Source organism: Bradyrhizobium sp. BLXBL-01, from assembly GCF_051853025.1.
In the GTDB taxonomy this organism is placed as follows: domain Bacteria; phylum Pseudomonadota; class Alphaproteobacteria; order Rhizobiales; family Xanthobacteraceae; genus Bradyrhizobium.
In genome coordinates, this window is the sequence record NZ_CP182471.1 from 105689 (window position 1) to 118355 (window position 12667).

A 12667-nucleotide genomic window follows, 5' to 3' on the forward strand; every position below is an offset into this window, starting at 1 on the left:
GGCGGTGACGCATTGACCAGAACGGCTGCGCGTGACGATTGCGCAAGACGACCCCGGGATGCTACCGGACGTACCAGAACTCTGCTTTACGGATGAGCGCAAGGGCGCAAATTGGATAACAATTCGCCAATGCTGGTGCTGGGCATCGAAACCACCTGCGACGAGACCGCTGCGGCCGTGATCGAACGCGCGGCCGACGGCAGCGGCAAGATCCTGTCCAACATCGTGCGGTCGCAGATCGAGGAGCATGCCCGTTTCGGCGGCGTGGTGCCGGAGATCGCCGCGCGCGCGCATGTCGACGTGCTCGACGGGATCATCGACCGTGCCATGGCCGAGGCCGGCATCGATTATGCCCAGCTCGACGGCGTCGCGGCGGCCGCGGGGCCCGGGCTGATCGGCGGCGTCATCGTCGGGCTCACCACCGCGAAGGCGATCGCGATGGTGCACGACACGCCGCTGGTCGCCGTGAACCATCTCGAAGCGCATGCGCTGACGCCGCGCCTCACCGACGGTATCGAATTTCCCTATTGCCTCTTCCTCGCCTCCGGCGGCCATACCCAGATCGTCGCGGTCACCGGCGTCGGCCAATATGTGCGGCTCGGCACCACGGTCGACGACGCCATCGGCGAGGCCTTCGACAAGGTCGCGAAGATGCTGGGCCTGCCCTATCCCGGCGGCCCGCAGGTCGAGCGCGCGGCGGCAGGCGGCGATGCCACGCGCTTTGCGTTTCCGCGGCCGATGCAGGGACGCCCGGATGCCAATTTCTCGCTGTCGGGACTGAAGACGGCGGTGCGCACCGAAGCGAGCCGGCTGACCGAGCTCACGCCGCAGGACATCAGCGATCTCTGCGCGAGCTTCCAGGCCGCCGTGCTGGATTCGACGGCCGACCGGCTGAGCGTCGGCCTCAGGCTTTTCCGCGAGCAGTTCGGCGCACCGCGCGCGCTGGTCGCCGCCGGCGGCGTCGCCGCCAATCAGGCGATCCGCGGCGCCCTTGATGATGTCGCAAGGCAGGCCGGGACGCAGCTGATCATGCCGCCGCCCGCGCTTTGCACCGACAACGGCGCCATGATCGGCTGGGCCGGCGCCGAGCGCCTCGCGCTCGGCCTGACCGACACGATGGACGCGCAGCCGCGCGCACGCTGGCTGCTCGACGCCAACGCGACGGCGCCCGCGGGTTACGGCAAGACGCGGGCGGGATATTAGCGATGACCGCGCCGCAATCCGTCGCAGTAATCGGCGCGGGCGCCTGGGGCACGGCGCTGGCGGCGGTGGCGGCGCGAGCCGGGCGAAACGTGACGCTGTGGGCACGCAATGCCGAGCATGCCGCGCGGATCGCATCGACGCGCGACAATCCGCGGCTGCCCGACGTGCGGATCGCGCCTGAGATCGTCGTCACGAGCGATCTGTCGCTTGCCGCGCGTGCGGACATGCTGCTGATCGCAACACCGGCGCAACATTTGCGCGGCGCGGTCAACATGCTGGCCTCGCACATCACGAAGCCAATGCCGATCATCGCCTGCGCCAAGGGCATCGAGCACGGCACCCACAAGTTCATGACCGAGGTGATCGCCGAGGCCGCGCCGCACGCGCAGCCGGCGATCCTGTCGGGGCCGAGCTTTGCCGACGACGTCGCACGTGGCCTGCCGACGGCAGTGACCCTGGCGGCAAGCGATGAGGCGCTGGCCAGCAGCCTGGTGCAGGCGCTGGGCTCGCCGACATTCCGCCCCTATCACTCCACCGACATCCGCGGCGTCGAGATCGGCGGCGCCGCCAAGAACGTGCTGGCGATCGCGGTCGGCATCGCGGTCGGACGCAAGCTAGGCGCCTCCGCGCAGGCGGCGCTCACGACCCGCGGCTTTGCCGAGCTGACGCGCCTCGGCCGCGCGCTCGGCGCACGCAGGGAGACGCTCACCGGCCTCTCTGGCCTCGGTGATCTCATTCTGACCTGCTCGAGCCCGCAATCGCGCAACTTCGCCCTCGGCCTCGCGCTCGGGCGCGGCGAGCAGCCTCCCGCCGGCAAGCTCGCCGAGGGCGAGTTCACCGCCCCTGTGCTGATCGAGCTCGCCGCTTCGCAAAACATCGAGTTGCCGGTATCGGAGGCGGTCGCATCCATCCTGAGCGGCCGGAGCACGATCGATGCCGCGATCTCGGGGCTGATGACGCGCCCCTTCAAGGCAGAGGAATAAGCATGGCGTACTGGCTCGTGAAATCCGAACCGTCGGTGTGGTCCTGGGACCAGCAGGTTGCAAAGGGCGCCAAAGGCGAAGCCTGGACCGGCGTGCGCAATTTCACCGCACGCCAGAACCTCGTGAACATGAAGAAGGGCGACAAGGCGTTCTTCTATCATTCCAACGAGGGCAAGGAGATCGTCGGCATCGCCGAGATCATCAAGGAGGCCTATCCCGATCCGACCGACAAGACCGGCAAATTCGTCTGCGTCGACATCAAGGCCGACAAGCCCCTGAAGACACCGGTGACGATGGCCGCAATCAAGGCCGAGAAGAAGCTCGCGGACATGGCGCTGGTGAAATATTCGCGCCTCTCGGTGCAGCCGGTGACGGCCGAGGAGTGGAAGCTCGTCTGCAAGATGGGTGGGATTTAGTCGCATCTTGCCCTGGATCTGTAGGATGGGCAAAGCGCAGCGTGCCCACCATTCAGGATGAAAGCGCGTAAAGCGCGCCTTTGCCCATCCTACATATCTGGCAACGCAAACACCTCGCACGGCGCGGCAATGCCGCGGAGCTTATGCGTCCCGAGCGCGACCAGCGGCATCTCCGTCTCTGCAGCGACCGCGCCTGAGACCAGCACGGTCCGGCCCAGCGGCTTGCACAATCCCTCCAGGCGGCTGGCGAGATTGACCGCGGGGCCGATCGCGGTGAAGTCGAGCCGGTTGGCGGCGCCAATATTGCCCCAGAGCATCTCGCCGAGATGGAGCGCGGCGCCAAACGACAGCGGCGGCAATCCTTGCGCGCGGCGCTCCTTGTTGAGGTACGCCATCCCGGCCTCGGCTGCGCCTGCAGCACGCAGAGCCGCGTCACAGGCGCGGCGCGGCGACGCCTCGAGCACCGGAAAGATCGCGAGCACGCCGTCGCCGATGAATTTCAGCACCTCCCCGCCGAAGGCGTGAACCGCGCCGGCGATGCGATCGAACCAGGCGTCGAGCGCCGCGATGACGTCGGCCGGCGGTGTGGTCTCCGACAGGCTCGTGAAATTGCGCAAATCCGCATAGAGCAGCGCGGCCTGGATGGTCTCGCCGAGATCGCGGCGCAGAGGCGCCGCGAGCACCCGCTCCGCGCTGCGCGTGCCGAGGTAAGCATCGAGCGTCGCCCGCAAGGTGGCGCGCGCGGCGAGCACGGCAAGCGGCGTCGCGGCGAAACGCGCGGCCTGACGTAGTTGCTCGATCTCATCCGCCGTGAACGGACGCGGCCCGATCCAGCCGAGCAGCGGCCCATCGGACCGTCCGGCGACATCTTCATGCACCTGCCCGCGCGCGCTGTCGCGCAGCCAGCGACGGCCGGCGTCGTTGGGTGGATCGGGCGCGAGGCCGCCCGGCGCGAAGCCGAGCGCTTCGATCACCTGGCCGCTATCGGCACGCCACAGCCAGGTCCGTTTCGCGATCAGGGGATGCGGCACCGCCAGCGTCAAGGCGCCTGCCGCGAGCGGCACGCCGTCGGCGACCAGATGCGCGCCGAGTTCCGCGAGCAGGCGGTCGGCCCCGGGACAATCCGAGGCGGCATCGAGGAGCCAGGCGAGGGTCGAAGAGAGGTGCATGGCCCGATGATGACGAAGCCGGGCTGTCTTTGTCACGGGCAATCCTTGACGGAGCGCCGGGCCGCCGCCATGTCCCATCGTCAGACCAGGGATGATCGCCGATGCCCGAGCCGTTCATAGTGCGACGCGAGACCCAGATCGCGGCCCCGCGCGCCACCGTCTTCGCCTATCTCACCGACCCCGAGAAGATCCTGAGCTGGATGGGCTCGGATGCGACCACCGAGCCGTATCCCGGCGGGCTCTATTTGCTCAAGGGCGTCAGCCCGCGCGGCGGTGTCGCCCGCGGTGTCTTCCGCGAGGTCGTGCCGGTGCATCGTCTGGCCTACACGTTCGGCTGGGAGGGCGGCCAGGAAGTTCCGCCCGGCTCGAGCCTGATCGAGATCGACCTGATCGAGCAGGACGGCGGCACGCTGCTGCGCATGACCCATAGCGGCCTGCCGAACGAAGCGCAGGCCGCCGCGCATGCGACGGGATGGGCGCACTATCTGGAGCGGCTCACGATCGCAGCCGCGGGCGGAGATCCCGGTCCGGACAAGGGTGTGTCAGAAAAGAAGTAGCGCTCGGTAGGGTGGGCAAAGGCGCGCCCTTCGCGCCGTGCCCACCACCTTTCACCATGAGCAAATGGTGGGCACGCTTCGCTTTGCCCACCCTACGAGAGTGCGGCGCGCCGTTACACCGCTGCGGTCGCCACCACCTGCGCTAGCAGCTGTTCACGCCTCGCCTGCGAGCGCTGGCCCTTCATGGTCGCGGCGAAGCGCTCGAGGATGCCCTCCTCGAAGGCGGTGACGATGGTGTCGTGGACGTAGCTCTTGCGGCAGATCGCCGGCGTGTTGGAGAGCTGGTCGGCGGCGGCGCGGATCGCGTCCAGCACCTGCTTCTTGCGGCCGCGCTGGCTGCTCGCCGGCGTGATCCGCGACAGCGATTCCACCACGACGGCGGACGCCATCAGCGTACGGAAATCCTTCAGCGAAATCTTGATGCCGGCGATCTCGCGCAGAAACGCGTTCACCTGGGTGGTGTTGACCGCGCGCACGATGCCGTAGGCATCGCGATACTGGAACATACGCTTGCCGGGAACGCTCTGCAAAATGCCGATGGCGCGCACCAGCTTGGCGGCGTCGCACTCCTTGCGCACCGCCTTGCCGCCCTTGGCCTTGAAGGTCAGCACGAAGCAATCGTCTTCCAGCGTGACGTTGGACTTCAGCAGCGTGGTCGCGCCGCGGGTGCCGTTGAGGCGGGCGTAGGATTCATTGCCGGGACGGATCGCGGTACGCGCGATCAGCTCGATCACGGCCGAGAGCGCGAACTCGCGTGTTGGCTCGTCACCGGACAGGAACGCCGAGACCTTGCGCCGGATTTTCGGCAGCGCGCCGACGAGCTTTGCCAGGCGATGCGCCTTGCGCTGCTCGCGGACCTTCTCCCAATCGGCGTGATAGCGATATTGCAGCCGGCCCGCGGCATCGCGGCCCACCGCCTGAAGGTGCGAGTTGGGATCGGCGGAGTAGCGCACCTCGCGATAGGCCGGCGGCACCGCCATGGCGTGCAGCCGGCGGATGGTGCGGGCGTCGCGGATATGCGCGCCGTTGGGACGGACGAAGGAATAGCCCTTGCCGCGCTTGATACGGCGGATGGTCAGCTCGTTCTGGTCGCCGAGCCGCAAGCCCAGCTCCTTGGCGAGGGCCTCGACCGTCGCCGCAGGCGCCGTGTCGTAGGTCTTCTTCGGGCTCGGGCGCCTGAAACCGGTCGGTTTCGGCCATTGTCCGAGGGCCTTGGCCAGGGCAATGGCTGCAGGATCGGCTGAAGCGGGCCGCATCGTCCCGAGATTCTGCTGATCCATCATGGTCTTACGCCTTAGCCCTGTCTGTTATCGATCAATGCCGCTGTTCTGATTTTTGTTCCGAAGGGTCTCTTTGGACCCGGGTTGGCCATTTAGGGTGTTCCGAACGCTATTGCGAGTCCCGAATCAGTGGGGGAAGGTTCCTAAATACCTCCGACCGGCGCATAGGGGCTCTGCGGCGTCCCTTCTGGCGGCTTGGGTCAAGAGCCGAAAGGCGCCTGTCGGCCTGTTTCAGAATTGCGACAGCGGGCCTTCCGGACCTTGATCCTCCGCATGGCCGGCTGCCCGCCGAAGGTCCAGCTTGTGCTCCTTGTCGGGTCCGGTTAGCCCGACGCATAATCCGTCAAACGATGCTGTCGGCATTGCCTGAGCTTGCCGCATGTGGAGGGAAGCATGTCCGAGAAGATCTACGACGTCCCCGCGGAGTGGGCGAAGCGCGCCTGGGTCGACCAGGCCAAGTACAAGGAGATGTACGCCCGCTCGATCTCGGACCCGAACGGCTTCTGGGCGGAGCAGGCCAAGCGCATCGACTGGATGAAGGCGCCGACGAAAATCGAGAACGTCTCCTTCGCGCCCGGCAACATCTCGATCAAATGGTTCGAGGACGGAATCCTCAACGTCGCCCATAACTGCATCGACCGGCATCTCCACACGCGCGCCCACCAGACCGCGATCATCTGGGAAGGCGACGATCCCTCGCAGTCCCGCCACATCACGTACAAGGAGCTGCACGACGAGGTCTGCCGGATGGCCAACATCCTGCGCACCCGCAACGTCAAGAAGGGCGACCGCGTCACCATCTACCTGCCGATGATCCCCGAGGCCGCCTATGCGATGTTGGCCTGCGCGCGGATCGGCGCGATCCACTCCGTGGTGTTCGCGGGCTTCTCGCCCGACAGCCTTGCTCAGCGCATCAACGATTGCCAGTCCAAGGTCATCATCACCGCGGACGAAGGCCTGCGCGGCGGCAAGAAGGTGCCGCTGAAGGCCAATGTCGATGCCGCGCTCAGTAAAGCCGACGGCGTCGACTGGGTCGTCGTGGTCAAGCGCACCGGCGCCAAGGTGGACATGAACCCGACGCGCGACCTCTGGTACCACGAGGCCGCGGCGATGGTGACCACGGAATGCCCGGTCGAGCACATGCACGCCGAGGACCCGCTGTTCATCCTCTACACGTCGGGCTCGACCGGCCAGCCCAAGGGCGTGCTGCACACCTCCGGCGGCTATCTCGTGTTTGCCTCGATGACGCATCAATACGTCTTCGACTATCACGACGGCGACATCTACTGGTGCACCGCCGACGTCGGCTGGGTCACCGGCCACAGCTACATTCTCTACGGACCGCTGGCGAACGGGGCGACGACGCTGATGTTCGAGGGCGTGCCGAATTATCCGGATAATTCGCGGTTCTGGAACGTCATCGACAAGCACAAGGTCAACATCTTCTACACCGCGCCGACCGCGATCCGCGCGCTGATGCAGAGCGGCGACGAGCCGGTGAAGAAGACCTCGCGCGCCTCGCTCCGCCTGCTCGGCTCGGTCGGCGAGCCCATCAATCCCGAAGCCTGGGAATGGTATCACCGCGTCGTCGGCGACGACCGCTGCCCGATCGTCGATACGTGGTGGCAGACCGAGACCGGCGGCATCCTGATCACGCCGCTGCCGGGCGCCACCAAGCTGAAGCCGGGCTCGGCAACGCAACCGTTCTTCGGCGTGATGCCCGAAATCGTCGATGCCGACGGCAAGGTGCTGGAAGGCGAGACCACCGGCAACCTCTGCCTGACGCGGTCCTGGCCGGGCCAGATGCGCACGGTCTATGGCGATCACGCTCGCTTCGAGCAGACCTATTTCTCGACCTACAAGGGCAAGTATTTTACGGGCGACGGCTGCCGGCGCGACGCCGACGGCTATTACTGGATCACCGGCCGCGTCGACGACGTCATCAACGTCTCCGGCCACCGCATGGGCACCGCCGAAGTCGAAAGCGCGCTGGTGGCGCATGAGAAGGTGTCGGAAGCGGCCGTCGTCGGCTTCCCGCACGACATCAAGGGTCAGGGCATCTACGCCTATGTCACCCTGATGGCCGGCGTGCAGCCGACCGACGAGCTGCGCAAGGAGCTCGTGACCTGGGTGCGCAAGGAGATCGGTCCGATCGCCTCGCCCGACCAGATCCAGTTCGCCCCGGGCCTGCCAAAAACCCGCTCCGGCAAGATCATGCGCCGCATCCTGCGCAAGATCGCCGAGGACGAGCCGGGTAGCCTCGGCGACACCTCGACACTCGCCGATCCCGCCGTCGTCGATGATCTCGTCAAGAACCGGCAGAACAAGAAGTCAGCGTAAGGCAAGCTCGTGCCCCGGACGCAGCGCAGCGCTTCTTCAGCGTTGAGCTGCTGAGCCGGGGCCCATCTAACGACAAGCGTGTGGCTTGCTGGGTCCCGGCTCTGCGCAGCAGCGTTTCACGCTGCAGCGCGTCCGGGACACGAGACTAGTTTTCGCGTCAGCCCCCAAAAGACAACAGCCATTCACACCCTCACGCTCTTGTCAGCGGGCGCGGTGGTGCGCCGGCATCTTTCCCGCCGAGTGTTGTTTTCAGGTCATTTACTTTATTTCGAACATTTCCTTTGTTCCCCCTGCTGGCCGGCCCTCGGCAGCCGCGCGTGGAAACCATTGGGTTAACGGGCGCGGTTAAGAATGAGCATCGATGAGGGCTTGGTGCGGCGGCGATTGCCGGGTTCTGCGTCATTTTGGACGATCCGTTTGGGGTTAAGGGGAAGCATCGATGTCGATGAGGATTGCTGTGGCGCTGGCCGCCACCATCGCGGCAGGGGCCTTGACGTCGACGGCGGCGCAGGCGCGGCCGGAAATGGTGGGGTCACACCTGGCCGACTATTCGCCGGGCACCATCGTGGTCAAAACCAGCGAGCGGCGGCTTTATCTCATCCTCGGCAACGGCCAGGCCGTGCGCTATCCGGTCGGCGTCGGCAAGGCCGGCAAGCAGTGGGCCGGCACGACGCGGATCGACGGCAAATATCTCAATCCGGCCTGGGCGCCGCCCGCCGAGGTGAAGCGCGACAAGCCGAACATGCCCGACGTCATTCCGGGCGGCTCGCCGCGCAACCCGATGGGCGTTGCGGCGATGACGCTCGCCGGCGGTGAGTATGCGATCCACGGCACCAACGTGCCGGGCTCGATCGGCGGCTTCGTCTCCTATGGCTGCATCCGCATGCTCAATGACGACATCACCGACCTCTATGGCCGCGTCTCCGTCGGCACGACGGTGGTCGTGACGCGCTGATCGAGGAGATCGCCAGAAGTCAGTCAAAGCCGCGTCGCTCGACGCGGCTTTTTGCTACCAGAAGCGCCAGCCCCGCGCGCACCAGCCGTCGCGATGGCCGCCATTGTAGCTGCGCACGTAGCCGCCCGCGAGCAGCGCGGCCGCGACGTCGGCGGTCCGTCTGGTCGCAACATCGGCGAGGACTCGCCCGTACTTGTCGGCGCCGAGATTGCCGATCGTGACGCCGCCCTGGCCGAGCAGATCGCGCAATGCGCGGGTCGCAGCTTCGGCCTTGTCCAGCTCCTCCTGGCAGGACGCCTTCAATTCAGGCGCATCGATGCCGCGCAGCCGAACGCGCGCAACGAGACCGCGGCCGTCACGGTGGCGCAGGCGCGCGAGAAAAGTGTCGCCATCGACGGTGCGGATGACCTCGACCGGACGGAGGTCGGCATTGCCGGTCTGCTGCAGGATAATTTCGGCATTCTGCCCCTGCTCGTCAGTCGCATGCGGCTGCGGCCAGTTTGTTCCGTGACGAAAGGTGATCACGATCGCCACCGCCACGCCGACCACGAACATCCATGGCAGCAGGCCTGATAATTGGCGGCGGAACGGAGAACCGCTGAACGACGACCGATGAGGATTGATACGACCGGGGGAACGCATCGTTCCACGCTAGAGCTGAGTCGGGCAACCTCGCAAGCGCGTGCCTTCCACGCACTTCAATGCCGACTGCGTCGCTATCGCTGTTCCAAGCGCTCTCCGGCGGTGACCCCCTGTAGTTGCACGGGCTAATCGGCCGTACTTCTACGGTCACTATCGAATGTTACCCAATTTTCAATCTTTGGTTGCGAATACGATTGCTGTAGGGTGACGATCCAAGGAGGCAGAGGTGGGGACATTCAGGTTTCGCATCGGAACCAAGCTCGGCATCGTGACGGGCATAAGTGTCGTATTGGTCGGCGGCATGCTGATCAACCAGATGCTCGGTAACCGTTCGATCGCCGAATCCAATCGCCTGGTCACGATCAACTACCTCAACAAGGGCAATGCGCAGGCAGCGCAGACGGCGATGGCACGGGCGCAGCTCGCCGCTCTCGAACTCGGCTCGGCGCCAACAGCCGGAGAGGTCGACAGGCTCCTCGAGCTTCTCCGCACCCGAGGGGGCGAGGCCGGGTCGGAAATCGATGCCGCGACCGAGCGGGCGACCCGGAAGGTCACCCAGGACGCCTACCGTGAGACCAAAAAATTCGTCGAAGCGTATCTGACCAGTGGCATCGAGCTGGCGGGGGCGCAAAAGGCCCTCATTGCCGCTCCTGCCGGTGGTGCCAGGATTGCAGCGGAATCGGCGAAGGCAAGCATTCTCGCAGAGCACATGCGTCCGGCCGCTCTGGAAGTCAGCAAACGCATCGACGACCTCGTCGGCGTCGCCAACGAATTCGCCGCGCGCCGCAAGGGCGAGATGCTCACCGAGCTGGACCGGGTCGCCAATTTCGCATTGATCGTCGGCGTATTCGTCGTTCTGACGTTGGTCTGGTCCGCGGTGTTTTCCGTGATGAGTATCGCCAGGCCGGTCCGTCGCATCGGCGACGTGCTGCTGCAACTCGCGGGCGGCAACAAGGCGATCGAGATTCCCTACACGGGCCGCGGCGATGAAGTCGGCGACAATGCTCGCGCCGCCCAGACCTTCAAGGAAAATCTGATCCGCATCGAGCAGATGGAAGCCGAGACGAAGAATCAGGAAATCGCCGCGGCCGCTCAGCGCAAGCAGGAGATGACGCGGCTCGCGAGCGCATTCGAAACTGCGGTTGGCGGTATCATCGACTCCGTGTCGGCGGCCTCCCACCAACTCGAATCCGCCGCCGGCACACTGTCCGGCACGGCGGAACAGACCCAGCAGCTCTCGGGAATGGTCGCCGCCGCTTCGGAAGAAGCCTCCACCAACGTCGGAGCCGTGGCGTCCGCAGCCGAGGAAATGAGCACGTCGGTCGTCGAGATCGGCCGCCAAGTGCACGATTCCAGCCGCATCGCTAGCGACGCGGTCAAGCAGGCCGAGCGCACCGACGTCAGGATCAATGAGCTGCTCAAGGCTGCGGGCCGCATCGGCGACGTCGTCAAGCTGATCACCGCGATAGCCGAACAGACCAATCTCCTGGCCCTGAACGCAACGATCGAGGCGGCGCGGGCGGGCGAGTCCGGCCGCGGCTTCGCGGTCGTCGCCAGCGAGGTCAAGGCGCTCGCAGCACAAACCGCGCGTGCGACCGAGGAGATCAGCGCACAGATCGCCGGCATGCAGGCGGCGACCGAGGATTCCGTCGGCGCGATCAAGGAGATCGGCGCAACCATCGCCCGCATCTCGGACATCTCGACGACGATCGCTGCGACCATCGAGGAGCAGGGCGCGGCGACGGCCGAGATTGCGCGCAACGTCAGCGAAGCCGCCAAGGGCACCGTCGAAGTTACGAATAAGATCGCGCAGGTCAGTCAAGGCGCCAGCGCCACCGGCGCGGCATCGGGACAGGTGCTGGCATCGGCGCGCTCGCTGTCGAGCGAAAGCAGCCTCTTGAAGACAGAGCTCGAGAAGTTCCTCAAGACCGTGCGCGCGGCCTGATCTGCAAAACGTCGGCGAGCATTCGCAGTGCTCGCGGGCGTGGGCGGCACCCCCGGGATTCTCCGGGTTTGACGACAGCCATCCCACAACTATAGCCTGCATGTGATGCCGCAAGCAACCTCGTTTGCGGAGCCACTAGAGTGAGCTCCCCCATATGAACATCGACGGGACTTTCCCCGATTCGCTCCAACGAATCGCCGATCTGATTCGGCAACAGCACGGCTCCCTCGATACTTTGCCGCTTTCGCCGGTCGGCGAATTCCAGACCAGGACCGTCGCGCTTGAGAGCTTGATGCGCGAGGTCACCGGGTGCCTTGCGGAGAATTTCCGGCATCGCCCGGCGCAAGACTTCCCGATGCTTTATTTTGCATGCGGCAAGGCTCGTGTCGGCTCGACGGCTCTGAGCAATCTGTTCGGCATGACGGGGATGCCGTCATATTACCAGCCGCTGAAGGCGATCTTGCGCGACGCGCTGGTCGGCCGCCCGCTGACGCCCTGGATCGTTCCATCGGCCACCGACGAGCCGCACATCTTCAGCAAGGAAACGATCGGGCCCTACGTGCTTGCCGAGAGCCTGTTCAATCCGTTGCAGCTCTTGATCGAAGCGGGCTATCCGCGGCACCGGCTCCATCTCATCATGCTTGATCGGGAGCCGGCGAGTTCGCTGGCGTCGTGGCTCGACAAGCTGATCTCGCGCGCGCCAGCAGACGTGTTGCTGCGGCACTATGTGGTCGCAGCGCTCAGCGCGGCTCGGATCTCTAGCTACGCCGAGCGGCAGGGCGTTCCCGTCACTCACTACGTCTACGAGGTGAGCAAGGAGGCTTTGTCGTCCGTGCGCGTCTTGTTCGACCGCCTCGGACTGTCCGGCAGCTTTACCGAGAATGCCGTGACGTCGTGGCGGGAGCCCGGACAAATGGAGGCGAACAACGCGCGCGTCATCTTCCCGAGCGAAGCGGCGATCTACAAGGTGCCCAATCTGCACACCTCCGACAGCGCCTATCGCTACCAGCGCCGCGCGACGGCCTCTCTCAGCGAAGCTCAGCTCGAAACTCTCGAGCGCTGTGGGGTCAATGAATCCTATCGCACCTCCGTTGCGGCCTGCGTTCGCGATCTCGGCCTGAATGCGGCAATGTCGGCGCGACTGTTCGGCGATTGGTTTGCTGCGGCCGCGTGATGA

Annotated in this window: 11 protein-coding genes; 8 read left to right on the top strand and 3 right to left on the bottom strand. The window is 65.8% G+C overall.

The window, feature by feature from the left end; translation table 11 throughout:
* Positions 1-135 precede the first annotated feature (135 nt).
* Genes tsaD through ACNJYA_RS00510 form a run of 3 tightly spaced genes read left to right on the top strand, consistent with a single transcriptional unit; the run spans position 136 to position 2602 of the window.
* Positions 136-1203: a tRNA (adenosine(37)-N6)-threonylcarbamoyltransferase complex transferase subunit TsaD gene (tsaD, locus tag ACNJYA_RS00500; RefSeq protein ID WP_212260413.1), complete on the top strand. Its 1068-nt coding sequence runs from the start codon at positions 136-138 to the stop codon at positions 1201-1203.
* Between the two features lie 2 nt (positions 1204-1205).
* Positions 1206-2186, top strand: coding sequence for an NAD(P)H-dependent glycerol-3-phosphate dehydrogenase (locus ACNJYA_RS00505; protein WP_439401821.1), 981 nt, complete (start codon positions 1206-1208; stop codon positions 2184-2186).
* Between the two features lie 2 nt (positions 2187-2188).
* Entirely contained in the window at positions 2189-2602 is a 414-nt protein-coding gene (locus tag ACNJYA_RS00510) for an EVE domain-containing protein (protein WP_439401822.1), read from the top strand.
* 89 nt (positions 2603-2691) lie between these two features.
* Here the strand turns inward: ACNJYA_RS00510 and ACNJYA_RS00515 are convergent, their stop codons facing one another.
* Positions 2692-3771: an adenylate/guanylate cyclase domain-containing protein gene (locus ACNJYA_RS00515; RefSeq protein WP_439403521.1), complete on the bottom strand. Its 1080-nt coding sequence runs from the start codon at positions 3769-3771 to the stop codon at positions 2692-2694.
* Positions 3772-3872: 101 nt separating this feature from the next.
* Between ACNJYA_RS00515 and ACNJYA_RS00520 the strand changes: the two genes are divergently transcribed.
* Positions 3873-4328 (top strand): SRPBCC family protein, encoded by a 456-nt coding sequence (locus tag ACNJYA_RS00520; protein ID WP_172787875.1) that lies wholly within the window; start codon positions 3873-3875, stop codon positions 4326-4328.
* A gap of 113 nt (positions 4329-4441) precedes the next feature.
* Here ACNJYA_RS00520 and ACNJYA_RS00525 read toward each other — a convergent pair whose 3' ends face one another.
* Positions 4442-5611, bottom strand: a complete 1170-nt coding sequence (locus ACNJYA_RS00525) for a DNA topoisomerase IB (RefSeq protein ID WP_172787874.1) — start codon at positions 5609-5611, stop codon at positions 4442-4444.
* 390 nt (positions 5612-6001) lie between these two features.
* Here ACNJYA_RS00525 and acs point away from each other — a divergent pair, with 390 nt between their 5' ends.
* On the top strand, positions 6002-7948 hold the full coding sequence (gene acs / locus ACNJYA_RS00530) for an acetate--CoA ligase (protein WP_212257910.1): 1947 nt from the start codon (positions 6002-6004) through the stop codon (positions 7946-7948).
* A 439-nt stretch (positions 7949-8387) separates the two neighbouring features.
* A complete protein-coding gene (locus ACNJYA_RS00535) occupies positions 8388-8903 on the top strand; it encodes a L,D-transpeptidase (RefSeq protein WP_172787872.1) in 516 nt (171 codons plus the stop codon).
* Positions 8904-8957: 54 nt separating this feature from the next.
* On the opposite strand, the gene ACNJYA_RS00540 is transcribed toward ACNJYA_RS00535, so the two are convergent.
* Positions 8958-9458 (bottom strand): thermonuclease family protein, encoded by a 501-nt coding sequence (locus ACNJYA_RS00540; protein ID WP_439401823.1) that lies wholly within the window; start codon positions 9456-9458, stop codon positions 8958-8960.
* Between the two features lie 313 nt (positions 9459-9771).
* On the opposite strand from ACNJYA_RS00540, the gene ACNJYA_RS00545 reads away from it, so the two are divergent.
* Entirely contained in the window at positions 9772-11490 is a 1719-nt protein-coding gene (locus ACNJYA_RS00545; RefSeq protein WP_439401824.1) for a methyl-accepting chemotaxis protein, read from the top strand.
* A gap of 154 nt (positions 11491-11644) precedes the next feature.
* On the top strand, positions 11645-12664 hold the full coding sequence (locus ACNJYA_RS00550) for a sulfotransferase family protein (RefSeq protein ID WP_439401825.1): 1020 nt from the start codon (positions 11645-11647) through the stop codon (positions 12662-12664).
* Positions 12665-12667: the final 3 nt, after the last annotated feature.